Genomic DNA, 21,783 nt, shown 5'->3' with positions numbered 1-21,783 from the left:
TTTACACCACCGTCATCATTACCAGCACCAGCAATACAGCCATACCCAAGCCAAAGCTTGTGGCATAACCTCGAAGAGACCCTGTTTGTGTCGCAGACAATACTTTATTACCAGCTGAGGCAAGCTTAGGTAACAGCAACCACGTTTTATCGATAGGGTCGGCTTTTAATAAGCGGCCGATGAATAAAAAGGGTTTTACAAAAATTACATCATATAGCGCGTCGAAACCTAGGCCATGGTAGCACCAGTGATATAGTGCCCCACCAATACGTGAGCGCTTAAAGCTAGTGAGCAAGCGACCTTTGTTGACGACATATAATAGTGCTGCCAATATCAAACCTGTTGCCATGGCACCCATCGCGATATACTCTGCGGTGTGCTTAGCATGTGCTTGACCGGCAACTTCTAATAGATGACCAACGCTCTCTGGCAGCACACCATCTAATGGTGGCGTAATCCAAGCACCAACAGCGGTAGACAGCACTAGCAACACGGTCAAAGGCAACCAATACGACACCCCTGATAGTTTATGCGCATGGGTTTTTTCTTCACCAAAGAATATGATCCAAATCATACGGAACGTATAAATCGCGGTTAAGAATGCACCGAATACACCCATATAGAATAGTACTAAGTGACCTGTTGCATAAGTCTCCCAAAGAATCGCTTCTTTAGAGTAAAAACCAACGGTAACCCAAGGTATGGCAGCAAGTGCACCGCCACCGATGATATAACACCAAAATACCAATGGGATCTTTTTACGTAGGCCGCCCATTTTAAAAATGTCTTGCTCGTGATGTACCGCAAGGATGACGGCACCTGATGATAAGAACAGCAATGCTTTAAAGAAAGCATGGGTCATCAGATGGAAGATTGCCCCTTGCCATGCGCCCACGCCAAGCGCTAAGAACATATAGCCAATTTGACTCATGGTCGAATAAGCAAGAATACGTTTAATATCTGTTTGCGCGAGTGCACAGAATCCAGCAACAACCAACGTCAATGCCCCTACGCCGCCAACCCAATACAACAAGATACCTGGGGTCAGCTCAAACAATGGATGTAGACGGGCGATTAAATAAACACCTGCTGTGACCATCGTTGCTGCGTGAATCAATGCCGATACTGGTGTTGGACCTGCCATCGCATCAGCAAGCCATGTGTGTAGTGGCAACTGCGCTGATTTACCCATCGCGCCGCCGACCAACATCATCGTGGTAAGCATCATCGTTGGGTTGTTAACATCGAATACTTCTGGCGCGCGCGTAATAATCTCTTGAATATTAAGCGTACCGAATTCACGGAATAATAAAAACAAACCAAAGGCTAAGAACACATCACCGACACGAGTAACGGTAAAGGCTTTCATCGCGGCACGGCCGTTGGCTCTATCATGATAATAGTAACCAATCAATAAGTACGAACAGATACCCACGCCTTCCCAACCGAGATATAGCAGAAATAAGTCATCTGCGAGTACCAGTAGTAACATACTGGCCACAAACAAGTTCATATAGCTAAAGAAACGAGCAAAGCCAGTGTCGCCTTTCATATACCAAGAGGCAAACAGATGAATCAAAAAGCCAATCCCAGTAATGACACCTGTCATGGTCAATGCAAGACCATCAAAGCTCAAACCGAAATGTGGCGCAAAGTCGCCAACTTGGAACCAAGTCCATAGCGGAACTTCAATTATCGTTCCAGCTGGATTGGTAGTCAAAAAGGTATAGCTAACCACTAGCGTGCATAATGCTGAGAGCAGCATGCTACCCACGCCAACAATCGCTGCGACCGTTTCTGATAATTTGTCGCGCATAAAGGCTAAAATCAAAAAGCCAATGAGCGGGAATATAAAGGTTAATGGTAATAAACTCATGACATCATCCTTTCATCTCATTGGCGCTATCGACATCGAGATGCCCACGCTGATGATAAAAACGCAATAATATTGCCAGACCAATTGACGCTTCAGCCGCGGCCAAGGTCAAAATAAAGATAAACATAATCTGTCCGTCTGGATCGACCCAGCGACTACCTGCCACTACAAATGCCAATGCTGCCGCATTCATCATGATCTCAAGACTCATTAGCATAAATAAGAAGTTACGTCGTACCATAACGCCGCACAGACCGATAGCAAATAAAATGCCTGCCAAAATCAGTCCATGGCTCATGGGTATCATACCCAGTACATTTTGCGCCTCAGCAACTGGCTGTACTAAGCCTGCCACCTCGTGGGCAAACGGCACGTTTGACACATCTTGTGCCACGCTTGCTGCTAGTACCATTAGTCTGACTCCTTGCGCGTAACTTTGTTCGCACCTACTTGACTACCTGCTTTCATGCCTACCTTCATACCTACATAGTCATGCGGGTCAACATCTTTATATTCGTAAGGCTTAGCCATTTCTACGCCGTCATGCTGTGTAAGCGTACTATCATTGTCGTATTGTTTGATACTGCCTACGCTTGGCTTGAAGTTTTGGCTATCATTACCGATGACCTCATCGTCGACTGTCTCTTTACCTAAATGATAAGCGGCGACCAAGGCTGCCAATAATAGCAATGCTGCCACTTCAACCAGCATAATGTATTTGGTAAATAACACCGTACCGACTGCTTTGGCAGAGATAGTCGTGCCACCCATCATGACAGCTTCATCATGATTGAGACCAATCATCGCATAGAGCACAACGGCAATAATTATCGTCAATCCTGTCGGTATCGCCCAAGTGCCTGCATCGAGCCAACGCTCTTCGCGCTCGTCATTACTCATGCCCAAATTAAGCATCATGATAACGAAAACAAATAGCACCATAATGGCACCTGCATAAACAACAATCTCTAATGCTCCTGCAAACGGCGCACCTAGTACAAAAAATATCCCAGCAATTGCCAACAACGACACAATCATTGATAAGATAGCATGCACTGGATTGGCCTGAGTCACTACGCGCAGACTGGCAAATATCGCCACTGCTGCAAGCGAATAAAACCCAGCCAATTCAGGATGGTTTAAAATATTCATCATGGTAGCAAGCTCCTTAGATCAATCGGTGCAGACTCATTTTGTGCTGCGCCTTTTGGTTTATCTGCTACCGCCATACCTGTCACACGATAATAGTTATAATCAGGGTATTTACCTGGTCCTGAAATGAGCAAATGCTCTTTTTCGTAGACCAAGTCTTGGCGCTTATATTCACCCAGCTCAAAATCTGGGGTCATTTGAATCGCTGTCGTTGGACAGGCTTCTTCACACAATCCACAAAAGATACAGCGTGAGAAATTGATACGGAAAAACTCTGGATACCAGCGTCCATCTTCACGCTCGGCTTTTTGTAATGAGATACACCCTACCGGACAGGCCACCGCACACAAGTTACAAGCGACACAGCGCTCGTCTCCATCAGGATCACGCGTTAGGACAATACGTCCACGAAAACGCGGCGGCACAGGTACCGGCTCTTCAGGATAAAGGATGGTATCACGCGGTCTGAGCGCATGACTATTGACCATCCACATGCTGCGGACAATGGTAAATATACCAATGACGGTCTTTTTTATGGTAGTAAACATGGGATTATTATCCTTATCAGCTTTACCCTAGTTCATCAGTGATGGCTAGTAATGACTATAACGTTGGGGAAAAGATCAAAATGACCGCAGCAGTAATCAACAGATTGATTAAGGTTACGGGCAGACATACTTTCCAGCCAAAGTTCATCACCTGATCATAACGCGGACGCATGAGTGAGCCTCGAGCCAAAACAAACATGGTCATAAAGAACAGCGTTTTAATCATGAACCAAAAAGCTGGTGGAATAAATGGAATATCTAAATTGAACGGCGCAAGCCAACCGCCAAAGAACAAGCAAGTCATTAAGGCAGAAATCAAGACAACGTTGACATACTCACCAATGAAGAACATACCAAACTTCATGCCAGAATATTCGACATGATAACCTTCAGCCAGTTCTTGCTCTGCTTCTGGTTGGTCAAATGGATGTCTATGCGTAACGGCCACACCAGCCACTACAAAGGTTAGAAAGCCAAAGAACTGCGGAATGATATACCAGCCGTCTGCTTGCGCTTCAACAATGGCACGTAGGTTAAATGAACCTGTTAGCGCAACAACGCCCATCAACGACAAACCCAAAAACACTTCGTAGCTGATCGTCTGTGCAGCAGAGCGCAAACCACCGAGTAGCGAGAACTTATTGGCAGACGCCCAACCGCCGAACATTACGGCATAAACCGCAATACCCGCCATGGCAAAGAAAAACAGAATACCGATATCCCAATCAACCACGCCAAGCGTTGGCGAGATAGGAATAATGGCAAATGAAGCCAAGGCAGTAAACATCGCGACCGCAGGTGCCAACGTGAACATAAACTTATCGGTAAAGTTTGGTGTCCAATCTTCTTTAAAGAAGATTTTTAGCATATCGGCGACTAACTGCAACGAACCAAAAGGCCCGACACGGTTTGGACCATAACGATCTTGCCATAAGGCCAACATACGGCGCTCATAGATAATCATCATCGCGGCAACCAATACCACGACCAAAAAGATGACTAGTGATTGACCCACCAAAAACAGAATAGACCAGGTATCAAAGCTCATACTATTGGCCAAAAAGCTTGGCACATCAGGGATAATACGGGTAACTTGCATATTACACCTCCTGTGTGGTGGTCGGCGCTGCGTTTATTTGCGCTGTGTCATTATCATTAATCATATCGTTAGCCATGCTACCCATCATCGTCACTGGTGCATCCACTTTACGCACCGACGCTGGCATTGATGGGTGAATAATGCTCACCTGCCCAACGGGGTAACCGATACAGCCTTCTGCCAAATAACCGACCAGCTGTACTGGCAAGGTGATTTGTTGCTTATCGATTTCTATCGCCAAGTAATCACCAGCAGCAATCTTCCAGTCTTTGGCATCGTCTATACCGATACGCCATGCAGCAACAGGTAGTTGCTCTGCGACGATTGGGCTACGTGATGCCATCATTGAGCTGGCGTATATATTATAGATAGGCACTAGCTTCGCTTGGCCGTGCTGCAAGTCAGTTGTATTCGAAGACATCGCTTCTGGCGCCACATATTGACGAGTGGCTAGGCGCTCTAGCTGATCGAACAAGCGCACACCTGGATCACCATTTTTCAGATGACCACCGACTTTGTCTTGGTATTTGTTCCATGCTTGAGGTGAGTTCCAACCTGCCGCATTGGCAAAAGGAATCATCGAGCTTGGCGTTTCTTTACCGCTATAACCTTCCATTGAGAAAGTTAGACCAGTGTCCAAATCTTTCGGCTGCATTGGCTCGTGCACTGAGATTGGCGCACGCATAGCAGTACGACCTGAATAACGACGCGGTTGACGCGCGATTTTCAGACCCGTTATACGGTAATCAGCATCAGGCGCAGCGCCTTTGATACCTGCAAGTTTAGGATGGGTGGCAATCAATGCATTGATAACATCATCTAGCTGCGTCCAGTCGACATCACGACCTTCAATGCTGCTATGCACAGCATGTATCCAGCGCCAGCCTTCTTTAATGCTGCTCATTGGATGGTAGTATTCGTTATCGTAAACTTGGAAGAATCGCTGCGCACGACCTTCAGCCGATACCAATGTACCATCTGCTTCTGCAAAACTAGCCGCTGGCAATACGATATCGACGTCTTTGTGCCAATCAAGTAGCTGATGATCCAATGCAATGACTGTTTTATCAGATAATAACTGCGTCAATTTATTAGCATCGATGGCATCAGTCAGCTGATTTTCAGCGACGATAACTACATCGAAATCAGTCGCCAGTAATTCTTCGACTGATTGACCGCCAAGCATACAAACGCCCATGCTATTAGCATCGGTAACCGTTAAGTAGATACCTGCTTGTGCCTGATACTTGTTATTTACTTCTTTTAACTCAAGGTTTCCAGCAGGCTCACGCTCAACATCATCTTGCGCTTCTGTATTTACACCCGTTTCAGGTTTGTTTGGCTTGGCAGATAAATCTTGGTCTTCTTCAGGCTGGTCATTAGCTGCTTTTGCTTGCGCTGCCTGTACTTTGGCATTATGTGCCTCGACCTGCTGTTGCTCAGTCGCTTTAATTGCCGCGCGTTTTTGGGTCAATGCTTGGGTAATCTGTGCTGCTGCTTCTATCAATGCGGTAGAAGACAAGCTGCTACCCGAAACAACTAACGGCTTATCAGCTTGAATCAGGTCATAAGCAATTTGCTGCGCCAACGCTTGCATACCATCAGTTTCAGCACTTGCATCAGCTGCTTGTGGGTCTGTTATGTCTGCTAAATCATCAGCGAAGTTAGCAATTTCATCAGCGACTTTGAAGCCAAGTTTAGTGATATCTTCAGGGGTCGCCACTACGCTCACTTTACTGATATCTTCTAACTTAGTTTGCGTTACATCAATGACATAGACTGGGCTTAGCGCATCTTGAGCGATACGCTTAACTGGTTCAGCAAGCCACGGCTGTGTTTGCAGCGCCGCTGCCATTTTTAGACCTTCATTTTTTGCCGCTTGACGTACTGACAGTGCGACACGTGATGAAGTTTGCGTGATGTCTTCACCCAATACGAGCACCGCATCATGCGTTTCGATATCGGTCATGCTAGGGTTATAAATACCTTCAGTGCTAAGCACTTCGATGCATTTATTGACCAGTGCTTGCTGCTGATGGTTCAGACCTGTTGAGAAGTTATCAAAGCCGACCAGATTTTTTAGCGCAAAGTTAGTCTCTAAACTGGCACGTGGTGAGCCAATCCCGATGACTTTTTTATCTTTGATACGTTTGATGGTTTCATCAAGTGCGTAGTCAATATTGATTTTGACATGCTTATCATTGATACGTTCAAGCGCTTGGGTTGGACGATCATCACGATTGACATAGCCATAACCAAAGCGGCCACGGTCACATAAGAAATAGCGGTTTACTTCGCCGTTATAGCGGTTTTCGATACGGCGCAATTCACCATAACGCTCGCCCGGTGAGATATTACAACCAGCTGAGCAACCATGACAGATGCTTGGCGCATACTGCATATCCCATTTACGGTTGTAGCGCTCAGAGTGGGTTTTATCAGTAAACACACCCGTTGGGCAAACTTCGGTTAAGTTGCCTGAAAATTCGCTTTCAAACTGACCATCTTTATCACGGCCAAAGTAAACGCGATTGTTTGAGCCATAAACGCCCAAGTCTTCGCCGCCCGCATAGTCTTTATAAAAACGTACACAACGATAGCAAGCGATACAACGGTTCATTTCATGCGCGATGAATGGACCAAGCTCTTGGTTATGATGCGTGCGTTTGGTAAAGCGATAGCGACGACGGCTGTGACCTGACATGTAAGTCATATCCTGCAAATGACAATGTCCACCTTCTTCACAAGTTGGACAGTCATGTGGATGGTTGGTCATGAGTAGCTCAACCATCGACTTGCGGAATGCTTTGGCTTCATCGTCAGTGACCGAGATGTACATATCATCGCCAGGAGCGACCATACAAGACATCACGAGACGACCGCGACCTGCTTCCATATCTTCTTTATTTTGGAATTGCTTGACCGCGCACTGACGGCACGAGCCTACTGAGCCAAGGGCTGGATGATAACAAAAATACGGCACATCAATGCCGAGTGATAAGCAGGCTTGTAGCAAGTTATCTGCGCTATCTACTTCGACAGTGGTTCCATCAATATGTATGACTGCCATGCCGCTCTCCTTATTTCACTACTGGCTGTTGGTTGGCTGCAGCATCAATAACATCGACACCAACCGCCTGCGCGATTTTTTGATCAAACTCTGGACGGAAATATTTAATCGCACTCATTAGTGGTTCCATCGCACCTGGGGCATGCGCACAGAATGTTTTACCAATCCATAAGTCACGCGTGAGGCCCTCTAGTTTTTCTACATCGCCCACTTGCCCTTCACCATCATTGATGGCGGTAAGCAGTTTAACGCCCCATGGCAGACCATCACGGCATGGTGTACACCAACCACATGACTCGCGCTGAAAGAAAATCTCAAGGTTGCGCAGTAATGGCACCATGTCTTGTGATTCATCAACAACCATAATCAGACCAGTACCCATACGGCTACCCGCATTTTGAATGGTGTCAAAATCTACCACCACATCTAAATGTTCTGCGGTCAAAAAATCAGTCGAGGCGCCGCCCGGTAGCCAAGCTTTCAGTGTTTTACCATCTTTCATACCACCCGCTAAATCTTCAATGATTTCGCGAGCTGTATAACCAAACGGTAATTCCCAAAGGCCTGGATCATTGACCAATCCTGAACAGCCAAATAGTTTGGTGCCCGGCGTTTTGCTTTTGCCTTTGATTTCAGATAACGACTGATACCATTCAACGCCATGATTCAAAATCGCTGGCATATTACACAGAGTTTCAACGTTATTAACAACGGTTGGACGACCCCATGCACCAGAGATTTGCGGAAACGGCGGCTTGGTACGTGGGTTAGCACGGCGGCCTTCTAGACAATTAATTAGCGCTGTTTCTTCACCGCAGATATAACGTCCAGCGCCCGTATGCACATGCAGATTAAAACTAAAATCTGAGCCTAAAATGTTGTCGCCCATGAGATTGTTAGCCAAGCACTCTTCGATAGCAGCGACCAAACGCTCAGCGGCCAAGATATACTCTCCACGGATAAAGATATAACCGTCAGTGGCGCCAATCGCATGAGCGGTAATCAGCATACCTTCGATCAGCTGAAACGGTAGACGCTCCATGAGCAAACGGTCTTTAAACGTGCCCGGCTCCATTTCATCCGCATTACAGATGAGATAACGCGGCAAACCGTCCGGCGGTGACATAAACGACCATTTAAGACCAGCGTTAAAGCCCGCACCACCGCGACCCCTGACATTGGCCGCTTTAATCATATTGCCGACGTCTTTAGGCGATTTGGATAGGGCTTCTTTTAGACCCGTAAAGCCTTTTAGAGACTCATAAGTGGCTAAATCAAGCACCGCATCATGATGCGCTAAACGCCAAGTCAAAGGCTTGGTTTCGCTAGTGGCTGTCGCTTTATCACCATAGATTGGAACACGCTGTGCATTTAGCTGGCTTGGCGCTTGGCCTTGACCGCGACGAGCAATTTGCTCTGAAATCGTTAAACTCATGCGTATAGCTCCAATAATTGCGCGACCTCAGATGGCTGGACAGGGCCGTAAGTGTCTTCATCAATCAGTACCGCTGGTCCCTTATCACAGTTGCCCAAGCAGCAAATTGGCAATAGGGTAAAACGTCCGTCAGCAGTTGTCTGACCATACTCAATACCCAGCTGTGATCTAATCTCAGCTGACAGCGCCTCATAACCTGTCAAATAACAAGCCACGGAGTCACATATGAGAATCACATGGCGACCGACAGGTTGGCGATAAATACGGTTAAAGAAAGTCGCAACCCCATCCATGTCTGACATCGGGATGTCTAGGATATTAGCAATGGCATTTGCTTGCGCATCATCGACCCAGCCGTTGCGCTTTTGCACGATTTTTAGTGCATCTAGCGAGGCAGCACGCGCCTGTGGGTAATGATGCATAAACTCATGAATGGCAGCGATTTCATCACTAGTGAGAATGCTTTCCACATCTACTTTTGGCATTTTGTCGGAAACAATTTTCATAATCTTCTGTCTTTCCTCACTCATCCTGCTCTATCACAAGCCAATATCAGTCTGATTAAAACTGTGGTTATATTGGCGAATGACAGCATTTTGGTGTGCCATCAGGCAATAATATATTGATGAACAAATACTTTTGAAGCAGCGGCTCTAACGATCACAATCCGCCATCACAATATCAATCGATGCCAGATACATAATGGCATCAGAAACCAGCGAGCCATTGATGACCGATGGCATCTGCTGCAAATGCGCAAATGTCGGTGTGCGGATACGGGTACGATAGCTCATCGTGGCCTTGTCTGAGGTGATGTAATAACTGTTCAGACCTTTAGTCGCCTCGACGATCGTTGTACATTCGCCCGCTGGCATCACAGGACCCCAAGATACTGAGATAAAGTGATTAATAAGCGTTTCGATATCATTTAGCGTACGGTCTTTTGGCGGTGGTACGGCCAGTGGATGATCCGCTTTATAAGGACCTTGTGGCATATTGTCCATACATTGACGGATGATACGTAACGACTGACGCATCTCTTCGACTTTGACCATACAACGGTCATAAGCATCACCGTTGTAGCCAACTGGCACTTCAAAGTCGTAATTCTCATAGCCCATGTATGGACGCGCTTTACGCAGGTCAAAATCAACGCCTGTCGCACGCAGACCTGCGCCCGTCACGCCCCAAGCAAGTGCTTGCTTAGCATTATACTGAGCAACCCCTTGGGTACGGCCTTTGAGCACGCTGTTTTGTAATGCCGCTTTGACATATTCGTCCAGACGTTTTGGCATCCAATCTAAGAACTCACGAACCAAACGCTGCCAGCCACGTGGCAGATCAGCAGCCGTACCACCGATACGGAACCAAGCTGGATGCATACGATAGCCAGTCACGGCTTCGATAACGTCATAGGCTTTTTGGCGATCGGTAAACATATAGAATACAGGGGTCATACCGCCCGCATCCTGAATGAACGTACCGACGAATAGTAAGTTATTGGTAATACGGAAAAACTCGCTCATCATCACGCGGATAGTTTCAGCGCGCGGTGGAATGGTAATTCCAGCCAACTTTTCGACCGACATGATGTACGGTAGCTCATTCATTACACCGCCGAGATAATCAATACGGTCGGTATAAGGAATAAATGAATGCCAAGTTTGACGCTCAGCCATTTTTTCTGCACCGCGATGGTGATAGCCGATATCAGGGATACAATCGACGACTTCTTCACCGTCAAGCTGTAGCACCAAACGGAAGGCACCGTGAGCAGAGGGATGGTTAGGACCGATGTTCAAGAACATAAAGTCTTCATCACGTCCCGAACGCTTCATGCCCCACTCTTCTGGGACAAAACGCAAGTTTTCTTGCTCGTATTGCTGTTTAGCGGTGTTCAAGAAATATGGGGTAAATTCCGTCGCGCGCGCATGGTACTCTTTACGCAGTGGATGACCTTCCCAGTATTTCGGTAATAAAATACGGGTCAAATGCGGATGACCTGTAAAGACAATACCAAACATGTCCCACACTTCACGCTCATACCAGTTGGCGTTTGGCCAAATATTGGTGGCGCTCGGTACATTGACATCGTCTTCGCTTAACGCGACCTTGATACGTACATCACTATTACGCTCAAGCGACATCAAGTGATAAAACACCGTAAAGTCACTGTCAGGCAACCCTGCGCGATGCTGGCGTAAACGCTCATCTATCGCTGACAAGTCAAATAGCATGACATAAGGTTTAGGCAGTTTGCGCAAGAATAAGAGAATATCTAATAAATCAGCACGCGCCACCCAAACCGTTGGAATCTCATCCACAGTCTGCTGCACGACAAATTTACCAGCATACTTTTGCTCCAGCTCTGTGACGACTGCTGGGACGGGCTTGATCTTAGGATCTATGTTTTCGACTACCGTGACCATGAATGATGTATTCCTTCATTAATCATAACTGAACTATGTTAGTCATAACCGAACTATGTTAGTCATAACCGAACTATGTCAACCATAACTGAGCTATGTTAATCATAACCGAACTATGATAAGCGCATAAAATATTGAAACTGTTGCTACAAGTCTAAATGCTGTTTGAAACTTAAATACTGTTTGAAACTTAAATGCTATCTGGGCTGCGCAAGTTTTTGACAGCGATACGATCTGCTTGCTTACGGTCACGCTCAGGCGTCATTTGTGGCTGATAGATACCCTGCTCATTGACATGGATGCCCAGCGGACGACGCTCTTTGGTGATAGATTCTTGCAATAACATCAAACCTTGAATAAGCGCTTCTGGACGCGGCGGACAGCCTGGCACATAGACATCGACTGGAATGATTTTATCTACGCCTTGTACGACAGAGTAGATATCATACATACCACCAGAGTTGGCACAGGCACCCATTGAGATGACCCATTTTGGCTCAAGCATTTGCTCATAAAGACGTTGAATAACAGGTGCCATTTTGACAAAACAAGTACCAGCGACAATCATGACGTCCGCCTGACGAGGCGAGGCACGAATAACCTCTGCCCCAAAACGTGACAAATCATGAACGGCGGTTAAGGTAGTAGCGTATTCAACATAACAGCAAGAGGTACCAAAGTTAAATGGCCAAAGTGAGTTCTTACGCCCCCAGTTTGCTGTTGAATGAACGAGGTCTTCGAGACGACCCATAAAGACGTTTTTATTCACTTCATCTTCGATAGGATCATTGACCGTTTGACTGGTCTGTGCAGGATAGGTATCTGCATCGGGGTTGGCTTTTGTTAATGTGTATTTCATAACATACAACCTTCATATTAGGCTTGGCGTGGCAATCATCTTGCTTGCGCTGTCACCATAATTTTATTATTAATAAGTGGCTAATCATCAGCGATCATTAATACAAACAGAACTGACGCCTTCATGCTTTGCTGCTCGTTTTTGCAAACGCTATAAGCTAAGCATCAACTGCTATTAACGTTCAGTTTTGTCCTGCTGGGCAGACGTCGCAAAATCCACAGAAGTAACGTTACCCGTGGTATTAATATGATCGATGTTTTGTAGATGACGACGATTGGTCTCAATATTGTTTGAGACATTGATTTGACCGGATGACTGCGCGGGTACTTTACCTGTCGGATCGACCATTAGCTCATGAGCACCATCAAACTTGGTGATGTCTGCTAAGTTAAAGCCTGCAGGCGCCGCATATAAGCGTGCTTTTTTGCGTAGCTTGTCAGCAGGTGCCCAGTTCATCGCACCCAAGCTCAGCTCATAAATCAAACCGATAATTAGAATAGTGATAAACGTACCAGCGGCGGCAAAGCCAAGCCAGCCTGCCTCTCGTACTGACACAGCATAAGCGTAGAGATATAGCGCCTCTAAATCAAAAATCACAAAGAAGATTGCGACCAAATAAAATTTGGCAGACAAACGAATACGGGCGTTGCCAGATCCGACAACACCCGCTTCAAACACTTCTTCCTTTTGTGAGCCTTGAGAGCGACCGCCAAGTAAGCGCGGTACGACCAGCATAAAGACAACTAGCCCAATGGCGGCTAAGATAAAAGCAATGGCTGACCAATTAAAAGCAGACATGATAATACGTGCTCCTCACCCAATCGAGTGTTAGACACAGCGCAAGCACTGACCCACTCAGGCCATGTTGCGACAGGTATAACGCAGACGAAAACACAAAGTGACTTCATTTAAGTAATTATTTAAGTAATTGTCACTGCACTTCAGTAACTGTCACTGTGTTTAAGTAACTGTCATTGAGTCACATGTTAGGTATTTTGCTGGTAACAACCAATTATCAAGCTTATTGACGACGATGTCAGACGTGACCAACTGTAGAGATTCCGGTATGCGCGCGGATAAAGGCTGGTCGCCCAACGCATCTTCTAACAACGTAAGATCAACGTATTAAATCAATATCATATCTGACTGCTTACTTAATTGATTTAATAGCTCATTACACGTGGTCAACAATGACGTGACAACTGGCATAAATTATTTACGTACTATACGCATATCAGTGCCTAAAAGCTAGTTTTTAACTGTATTGAACGGTCACTTTCTGTGTAAAAAAAATGTGTTTTTTTTACTATGAATTATGATATAGACCTTACCTTATATTAACCCCAAATCCGTACTTTTGACTATGAGCAAACACTGCCACGCTATTTGTCAAAAATCAAGTGTCTGAATACCCCACTTTCATCACCCAAGTCCTCCCCCAAAGTGAGTATTTTTGCTTTATAATGACCCACCAGATTTTTATGATATGCCATCATCAAACCTTAAATTCTATTATTCTTATAATAAAGATTATTAAAATATCGCAACGATACGAGTTTTGATGATGCGCGCTGCGTTTATCTATGTTTTTCATATCAGCGCTACCCTCTTTTTTGCTTTTGTCTTACAGGTCACGTTATGAGTCAACTCAATCCCAAACAACAAGAAGCCATGCTCTACGTATCTGGTCCATTACTTGTACTTGCAGGTGCTGGCTCCGGCAAAACCTCTGTGATTACGCGTAAGATTGCTTACCTAATCCAAGAATGTGACATGCCAGCTGAGCGCATCACCGCCGTGACCTTTACCAATAAAGCGGCACGTGAGATGAAAGCGCGGGTAAGCAAACTGCTACCAAGCGAAAAAATGCGCGGGTTAACGGTATCGACGTTTCACCAATTTGGTCTACAGTTTTTGCGCTATGAGCTGATTCATACCCCGCTAAAAGGCAATTTTTCCATCATGGACAGCGATGACAGTAAGCGCCTCTTGATGGAGCTGATGATGCGCGACAACTTAAGCGGCGCTGAAAGTCGCGAGTTAGTCGGTAAAGCCATCAAAATGATTTCTGATTGGAAAAATGACTTGGTCGAGCCTGATAAGGCGATGGAAACGTTAGACGATCCAGAAGATATGATTTTCGCGACGTTATATGCGCTTTATGAGCGTAACTTGCGTGCTTATAATGCCGTCGATTTTGATGACTTGATTGTCTTGCCAACCAAGATATTGCGTGAAAATAGAGAGCTACGTGATAAATGGCAGAACCGTATTCGCTATCTATTGGTCGATGAGTATCAAGATACCAACACTGCCCAGTATGAGATGATTAAGTATTTGGTCGGTCCGCAAGGTCGCTTCACCGTGGTAGGTGATGATGACCAATCTATCTATGCGTGGCGCGGGGCGAAGCCCGAAAATATGGCACTGCTAAAAGAAGATTTTCCAAAACTAAAAATCGTTATGCTTGAGCAAAATTACCGCTCAACCACACGTATCTTGACCTCTGCCAATGCCGTTATTCTAAACAACGAGCATTTATTTGAGAAAAAACTGTGGTCAGATAAAGGTCAAGGCGAAAAAATCCGCATTATTAATTGTCGTAATGACGATGATGAATCCGAGCGCGTGGCCAAAGAAATCGTCACACACAAGCTGCGTTTCGGTAATGAGTGGGAACAGTATGCCGTACTGTACCGCAGTAACTTTCAAGCACGTATGCTAGAGGCACAACTGCGCCAGCTGCAAGTGCCTTATAAATTATCAGGCGGTCAGTCATTCTTTGCACGTAGTGAAATCAAAGACATCATGGGCTATCTGCGTCTGATTCTGAATCCCGAAGATGACAGCGCGTTTTTGCGTATTATCAATACACCCAAGCGCGGTATGGGACCCGCCACGCTAGAAAAACTCGGCTTATTTGCGCAAGAGCACAGCATATCGCTACTGGCATCTTGTACCCATGCTGGCCTGACTCATGTATTGCCATCAAAGGCTTATGGTACGATAAAAGAGTTTGGTGAATTTATCGAGCACTATACGCGTGAGCTGGATCAACACCCAGACCCTGTACCTATCGTACGCCAGATGATTGATGAGACAGGTTATATTGACTTTGTCCGTAGCGATGCTAAAACGCCGCAACAAGAAAAAAACCGTATTGATAATATCGATATGCTCTACACCAGTATTCAGTCCTTGATTAATCGTGCTGAAGAAGACGAGGACCGAACGATTGATACCATCATTCGTAAGCTGGTTTTGCTTGATATGCTCGAGCAACAGCAAGAAGAAGAGAATACTAATAAAGTTAACTTGATGACTTTACATGCGGCAAAGGGCTTGGAGTTTGATTTTGTTTATATCATGGGGCTTGAGGAAGAGATGCTGCCGCATCGCAACTCGATTATGAGTGAGACGGTCGAAGAAGAGCGCCGTTTGATGTACGTGGGCATTACCCGTGCGCGTCGTGAGCTGACATTGACGCTCGCGACCCAGCGCCGTGCTGGTGGTCAGATGCGCGTTACCTCAGAATCAAGATTTTTGGATGAGCTGCCTGAGGATCATATTGACTGGCCTGCCAAAGCGAAAAAGAAAAAAGCGACCAAAGACCCAGAAGCCGTTGCTGATGAATATTTGGCCAATATTCGAGCGTTACTGGGTAAGCGTTAATCTTAATCAAAACACTTAAACACCTAAGTAAGTAATAAGCACCTAAGTAAAATGCTTGCGAAAACACGCTTTAGACTGCGCAAAAGGCGATTATTATAATCGTTATTGTTCTTTATATACTGTAAACACTTGACTGTAAAAACTTGGAACACTTATGCCTACCCCGACGCCAAATCAGGAACGAACAGCCATGCTGTCAGGAGACTATAATTCGGCTGAATATAGTGCCGAATATAAGCTTCTGTATCTTCAGGGTTTGGTTGCTGATAAAGCATACGAGGCCATTACAGAGTTTTTGGAAAAGCAGTCCGAATATGAGATTGCCAACCTACTAGAGTCCTTCCCAACTCAAAACCGTCTGTTGATTTGGGCGCAGGTGCCAGAACATATCAAGGGTGAGGTGCTTGCCGAGCTAGATGTCGATACGCGCCAGCCATTGATGGAGAATATTTCTTCTCAAGAAATCTCCATGTTTACCCAAGATCTTGATGCTCAAGACATTTCCGAGATTTTGGATACCGTCACTGAGAGCATACGTACCTCAGTTATGGCAACGCTGGACGAAGAGACTCGAGTCCAAGTTAATAAACTCGATACCTATGCCGACTGGGAAGTTGGTAGCTATATGGATCCTGATATTATCCAAATAAGAGATGATATCTATTTGGCAGATGTGCAGGATTGGCTGCGAGAAAACGACGACTTACTTGATGACGAGAGCCAAGAGCTGCTCGTTGTCGATCAAAGCCAGCAATTACTGGGACTACTGAGTCTAGTAGACTTAATTAAGCATAAACAAAACACCTTAGTCTCGGAACTGATTGATACTGCCATTACAATTAATGATCGCTTGGATATTCAAGATGCTGCCGCGATTTTTCGTTCAGAGGATATTCGTTTTGCGCCTGTCATCAATAGCCATGGCGAGCTGGTTGGTCAACTAAACGGTGAAGACATCATGGAAATCATCCAAGATGATGTCGACAGCACCATGAAAAACCTCGCTGGTGTTAGCCAAGATGAAGAGTTGTTTGCTCCCATCCTAACCAGTGCTAAAAGCCGTAGCGTTTGGCTAGGTATCAATTTATGTACTGCCCTATTGGCCGCAGCAGTAATTGGACAGTTTGAAGAAGTATTGGCACAAGTCGTGGCGCTAGCGATATTGATGCCAGTGGTCGCCAGTATGGGCGGTATTGCTGGCTCGCAAACGCTGACGGTCGTTATCCGCGGGATGGCGATGGGTCAAATCGGTGGTTCTAACCGTGTCTGGCTGTTGAATAAAGAGCTGTGGGTGGGTGCGATAAACGGTATCATCTGGGCGATAATTATGGCGTTTATTGCTCAGTTATGGTTTCATGATATTAAAATCAGTGCCGTCATTGGTTTTGCCATTGCGATCAACATGACTGCGGCTAACGTCTCTGGTATCAGCATACCGTTGATGCTGAAACGAATGAATATCGACCCTGCTCTCTCTGCTTCGGTTATCCTAACGACCGTCACGGATATTGTCGGCTTTATGTCCTTTTTAGGATTGGCCAGCGTGTTGATACTTTAGTTAAATGCTGAATTGCTGAAATATAAAAATTTCGAATAAGATTTATTTAGACCATAGTTCAAGGCCCTAGTTTAAAATCATAATTTAAAAACCATCAAATCGTTAAGTGAGTGTGTTATGCAAGCTGTACAAGTTAAAGTGGTAAACTCTAAAATTACTGAAGACGAAGCATTTTCTCTACCAACTCGTGCCACTGATGGCAGTGCAGGTATTGATTTGCGTGCTTGCATCGATGAGCCATTAACGATTAAAGCAGGTGAAACCCATTTAATTGGCACTGGCCTTGCGGTTTATATTCAAGATCCTAATTATGCAGGTATGATTTTACCGCGTTCAGGTCTTGGTCATAAGCACGGTATCGTCTTGGGTAACTTGGTTGGGCTAATCGATGCCGACTATCAAGGCGAGCTGATGGTTAGTATTTGGAACCGCAGTGGGGATGACTTTGTTCTTAATCCAGCTGAGCGTATGGCACAGTACATCGTGGTACCTGTTGCCCGTCCTGAGTTTGAAGTAGTTGCAGAGTTCAGTGATGAAAGCGTACGCGGTGCAGGCGGGTTTGGACACTCAGGTCGCCAATAGTAGCTATTTTGTTGGTCAATTTTTCTGACAACTTTTTAGATAGCGTTTAAGGTTTTGCTTAAGCTATATATAAAACCTTGCGCTATTCATTTTTATTTATCATTGAACATCTATCACGGTTATAAGGAGAGTAAGCAATGCCACCTTTTGCGGCGCAGCAATCCTTATTCCGTGCTTATGATATTCGCGGTGCCAACCAGTATTTTACTAGCAGTTTTATACAAGCATTAGGCCGTGCTTTTGCCACTCTCTACAATGCCCAAGATAGCCAACCGACTAAAAACATCAGTACTGATGCTTCTGTTGAGACTAAGCAGAATGTTGTCGTTATTGGTTATGATATGCGCATTGGTAGTGAAGCCATTGCACATACACTCTCTACTGTATTAGCTCAGCAGGGTTTACGCGTAATCCAGTTAGGCCTAATCACCACGCCGATGATGGCATTTTGGGCAATGCAATATCAAGGACATGGCATAGTCGTAACAGCAAGCCATTCTGCTAAAGACATATTAGGCATCAAATGGTTAGTAAATAATAAGTCCCCTAGTAGCTCAGAGATACAGACGCTCTATCATCAACTAACCGCCCATCATGGTCATCACGCTTATCCCGATAGCCAGGCTAACAATTCTATCTGGTTTTCAGAAGGCTTTAAAAATATTCAGAGTAGCCACGACTCAAAATTACCAATTGATTTGCTTGAGCAATTACCTACTCGTCAAGTAGCAAACGTTTATATTGATGCTATTGAGCAGGTATTTGAACAATTATTTCAGCACAATCACTCGGCAACTAAAGCCAATCAGAAAAGCGCTTATAAACTTGATTTAGTCATAGTTATTGACTGTATGCATGGCGCAACTGGGAGTATTGCTCAGCGCTTGTTTAAACATTTTTGCCAGCACGTTATTTTTCTCAATGACACACCCAATGGCAATTTCCCCCTTGGTAATCCAGACCCCACCGAACCAAATCGCTTAAACGAATTGCAACGAGTCGTTGTTTCGAATGCAGCAGATATAGGCTTGGCGTTTGATGGCGATGGCGATCGTTTAATGATCGTTGATAACAACGGCAAGATAGTTACGCCCGATCATTTGCTCTATTTATTGGCACGTATTGCTATTACTGAACATCCTAACTCTCTTAGCGACTCTTTATTAGCGTCTGAAGTTCTTTTTGATATTAAGTGTGCCCATCATTTACCAAGACTATTATCTGAGCTTGGTACTACACCTGTGGTTAGCAAGACTGGCAGCAGCTTTATGCGCCAGCAGGTACAGCATCCTGACAATCAGATTGTCTTCGCTGGTGAATTATCAGGGCATTTCATCTTTAATGACAGCCGCTTTATCCCTTATGATGATGGGATGTATGCCGCATTACGGTTGCTGCATTGGATTGACCAAACTCATAATGATATTAATGATAAAAAACCACTAGCAGATATCATCCAAAGCTTGCCCACTATAGTCAGTACTGCTGACCATTACTTGCCAATGCCGCAAACGGCTACTAACGACTGCTCACTTGTAGAGCAACTAACGAGATTTTGTCATTACTTGCAGTATCTAGTAGATATGTCTACTCATACTGATTCTTCATCTAGTCAGCAATTAAAAGATACTTGTCTGCCTGCCACAACATGCAAGTCGTCAGTGTGTACTTGCGCTACTGCGAAGGCGCAAATAACATTAAAACAGACGCATGAATTATTACCTGTAGGAACCAAGCTGAGCTGTATCGATGGTGTGCGCTTGGATTTTGCGCATGGTTTTGGGGTACTGCGCCAGTCAAATACCAGCAATAGCCTGACCGCCCGCTTTGCGGGCAATAGCATAGATGACCTAAAAGATATTCAGGCGACATTTGCCGCTTTATGCCGACCATTTAACGCAGATCTAGCAGAACAGATTCTTGCTATTCCTGCGGAGTAGCCACATAACATATATCACTGTCTCATTAGACATAGTAGAAAAACAACCAATTTAAAACCGGCCCTTAGGAGTTTGTAATGACGCTTAATTTAGATGATGCCAAAAACACCGCTGAAGTATTGACCACTGCTCTGCCCTATATCCAGCGTTTTGTTGATAAACTCATCGTCGTAAAATACGGCGGCAACGCCATGACCGACCCTGAGCTTGAGAGCTCATTTGCTCGCGATATCGTTTTGCTAAAAACCGTCGGTATGCATCCAGTAGTCGTACATGGTGGCGGCCCGCAAGTTGACAACCTCCTAAAAGAGCTCGGACGTCAATCAGACCGTATCGATGGCATGCGAGTCACTGACAAAAGCACCATGGATATCGTAGAGATGGTTTTGGGCGGTAGCGTCAATAAATCGATTGTTAGCTTGATTAATAAACATGGCGGTCGCGCGATTGGTCTTACAGGTAAAGATGCAAACTTGATTCAAGCGAAAAAACTGATGATGGAAAAAATTGGCGCAGATGGTATCGCTGTACCAGTTGATTTAGGTTTCGTCGGTGATGTAGTAAGCGTCAATAAAGACGTAATTAACATGCTGATTGCCTCTGATTTTATCCCCGTTATCGCGCCACTTGGCGTTGACGCTGAAGGCAATACCTATAATATCAATGCGGATTTGGTCGCAGGTAAAGTAGCGGAGTTTTTACAAGCAGAAAAGCTGATGCTATTAACCAACATCAAAGGCGTATTGGGACGTGACGGCGAAGTGGTGACTGGACTCACGCCAAAGAAAGTCGATAGCTTAATCGAAGATGGTACTATCTCAGGCGGCATGATTCCTAAAATTCAATGTGCGCTTGATGCGGTACGTAGCGGCGTCAAAAGCGCGGTAATCGTTGATGGCCGTGTCCCTCATGCGACCTTACTTGAGATTTTCACTAACGAAGGGGTTGGTACGCTCATTAGTCGAGAAATAGATTCATCATTGAGCTAGCAAAATCTAGCAATGTTAAATGTAAGAAAGCTAAATGTAGAAAAGCCCGAGTTGATATAAACGCTCGGGCTTTTTTATGCATTTTTATCTTTAATAATCAGCCTAGCTTAGTTTTTATAGCTCAATTTTACGAAAAAACTTTATTAAACTCAGATTCATCGAATCCGCATAGTAATACGGCTTGATCTCTATCTGCCAACTGACCTTCTACAATCGGACGTTTAATCATGCTGGTATTTTCCACGAGTAAATCTATCGCGTTGTCTACATTAGCGTCAGCCGCTTGCTTTTGACTGTCGTCTAGCTTGCGCCATGTCGTACCACGCTTATTAAGCATTTTTTCGATACCTAGTTCATTTACCCAGCGCTGTACTGTTTCTTTCTCTATACCTTGTTTCTTATAATCGTGAAAATCGTAGCTGACATCTAGATCGTCTAGCTTAGTAAAAGCTTTTTTCATCGTGCTACAAGATTTGATACCGTAAATGGTGATGGTCATGATAAATCCTCATAAATATTCATTAATTTGTCTATTATACCTAAGGCTGACTGGATATAGAGAATGCATTACTTT

The 21,783-nt window shown here is 45.0% G+C and carries 17 protein-coding genes; 5 read left to right on the top strand and 12 right to left on the bottom strand.

Annotated elements, in window-relative coordinates; genetic code table 11:
• Window position 1: 1 nt before the first annotated feature.
• The 11 genes from nuoL to ndhC all read right to left on the bottom strand — a co-directional run bounded on the left by nuoL (window position 2) and on the right by ndhC (window position 13,266).
• Window positions 2-1,876, bottom strand: coding sequence for an NADH-quinone oxidoreductase subunit L (gene nuoL, locus DXK30_RS04725; RefSeq protein ID WP_114700723.1), 1,875 nt, complete (start codon window positions 1,874-1,876; stop codon window positions 2-4).
• Window positions 1,877-1,880: 4 nt separating this feature from the next.
• Window positions 1,881-2,189, bottom strand: coding sequence for an NADH-quinone oxidoreductase subunit NuoK (gene nuoK / locus DXK30_RS04720; protein WP_025653102.1), 309 nt, complete (start codon window positions 2,187-2,189; stop codon window positions 1,881-1,883).
• 98 nt (window positions 2,190-2,287) lie between these two features.
• A complete protein-coding gene (gene nuoJ / locus DXK30_RS04715) occupies window positions 2,288-3,031 on the bottom strand; it encodes an NADH-quinone oxidoreductase subunit J (protein WP_114700722.1) in 744 nt (247 codons plus the stop codon).
• A complete protein-coding gene (gene nuoI, locus DXK30_RS04710) occupies window positions 3,028-3,576 on the bottom strand; it encodes an NADH-quinone oxidoreductase subunit NuoI (protein WP_010198902.1) in 549 nt (182 codons plus the stop codon). The genes nuoJ and nuoI overlap by 4 nt, the downstream gene beginning before the upstream one ends.
• A gap of 55 nt (window positions 3,577-3,631) precedes the next feature.
• Window positions 3,632-4,624 (bottom strand): NADH-quinone oxidoreductase subunit NuoH, encoded by a 993-nt coding sequence (gene nuoH / locus DXK30_RS04705; protein WP_179798733.1) that lies wholly within the window; start codon window positions 4,622-4,624, stop codon window positions 3,632-3,634.
• Window positions 4,625-4,676: 52 nt separating this feature from the next.
• Window positions 4,677-7,745 (bottom strand): NADH-quinone oxidoreductase subunit NuoG, encoded by a 3,069-nt coding sequence (gene nuoG / locus DXK30_RS04700; protein WP_114700721.1) that lies wholly within the window; start codon window positions 7,743-7,745, stop codon window positions 4,677-4,679.
• A gap of 10 nt (window positions 7,746-7,755) precedes the next feature.
• Entirely contained in the window at window positions 7,756-9,180 is a 1,425-nt protein-coding gene (nuoF, locus tag DXK30_RS04695; RefSeq protein ID WP_114700720.1) for an NADH-quinone oxidoreductase subunit NuoF, read from the bottom strand.
• The gene (gene nuoE, locus DXK30_RS04690; RefSeq protein WP_057758927.1) at window positions 9,177-9,686 is read right to left on the bottom strand and encodes an NADH-quinone oxidoreductase subunit NuoE; all 510 of its coding nucleotides are present in this window, start codon (window positions 9,684-9,686) and stop codon (window positions 9,177-9,179) included. Before nuoE ends, nuoF begins: the two co-directional genes overlap by 4 nt.
• Window positions 9,687-9,833: 147 nt before the next feature.
• Entirely contained in the window at window positions 9,834-11,609 is a 1,776-nt protein-coding gene (nuoC, locus tag DXK30_RS04685; RefSeq protein ID WP_114700719.1) for an NADH-quinone oxidoreductase subunit C/D, read from the bottom strand.
• 190 nt (window positions 11,610-11,799) lie between these two features.
• The gene (locus tag DXK30_RS04680; protein ID WP_101206265.1) at window positions 11,800-12,468 is read right to left on the bottom strand and encodes a NuoB/complex I 20 kDa subunit family protein; all 669 of its coding nucleotides are present in this window, start codon (window positions 12,466-12,468) and stop codon (window positions 11,800-11,802) included.
• A 174-nt stretch (window positions 12,469-12,642) separates the two neighbouring features.
• Entirely contained in the window at window positions 12,643-13,266 is a 624-nt protein-coding gene (ndhC, locus tag DXK30_RS04675; RefSeq protein WP_102091044.1) for an NADH-quinone oxidoreductase subunit A, read from the bottom strand.
• 840 nt (window positions 13,267-14,106) lie between these two features.
• On the opposite strand from ndhC, the gene DXK30_RS04670 reads away from it, so the two are divergent.
• From DXK30_RS04670 to argB, 5 genes are all read left to right on the top strand, one after another.
• Window positions 14,107-16,140 carry a UvrD-helicase domain-containing protein gene (locus DXK30_RS04670; RefSeq protein WP_114700718.1) on the top strand — a complete coding sequence of 678 codons (2,034 nt, stop codon included), beginning with the start codon at window positions 14,107-14,109 and terminating at the stop codon, window positions 16,138-16,140.
• 154 nt (window positions 16,141-16,294) lie between these two features.
• Window positions 16,295-17,698 carry a magnesium transporter gene (gene mgtE / locus DXK30_RS04665; protein WP_114700717.1) on the top strand — a complete coding sequence of 468 codons (1,404 nt, stop codon included), beginning with the start codon at window positions 16,295-16,297 and terminating at the stop codon, window positions 17,696-17,698.
• Window positions 17,699-17,815: 117 nt separating this feature from the next.
• Window positions 17,816-18,280, top strand: a complete 465-nt coding sequence (dut, locus tag DXK30_RS04660) for a dUTP diphosphatase (RefSeq protein WP_114700716.1) — start codon at window positions 17,816-17,818, stop codon at window positions 18,278-18,280.
• Between the two features lie 137 nt (window positions 18,281-18,417).
• Window positions 18,418-20,220: a phosphohexomutase domain-containing protein gene (locus DXK30_RS04655; protein ID WP_114700715.1), complete on the top strand. Its 1,803-nt coding sequence runs from the start codon at window positions 18,418-18,420 to the stop codon at window positions 20,218-20,220.
• Between the two features lie 77 nt (window positions 20,221-20,297).
• Complete coding sequence (gene argB, locus DXK30_RS04650; protein ID WP_057758912.1) at window positions 20,298-21,209, top strand: acetylglutamate kinase; 912 nt, start codon at window positions 20,298-20,300, stop codon at window positions 21,207-21,209.
• A 127-nt stretch (window positions 21,210-21,336) separates the two neighbouring features.
• On the opposite strand, the gene DXK30_RS04645 is transcribed toward argB, so the two are convergent.
• On the bottom strand, window positions 21,337-21,708 hold the full coding sequence (locus tag DXK30_RS04645; RefSeq protein WP_114700714.1) for an arsenate reductase: 372 nt from the start codon (window positions 21,706-21,708) through the stop codon (window positions 21,337-21,339).
• Window positions 21,709-21,783: the final 75 nt, after the last annotated feature.

The sequence above is a fragment of the Psychrobacter proteolyticus genome (assembly GCF_003350005.1).
GTDB lineage: Bacteria > Pseudomonadota > Gammaproteobacteria > Pseudomonadales > Moraxellaceae > Psychrobacter > Psychrobacter proteolyticus.
The sequence above is the reverse complement of the archived record's forward strand: the minus strand, read 5'-3'. Positions and strand labels throughout refer to the sequence as shown.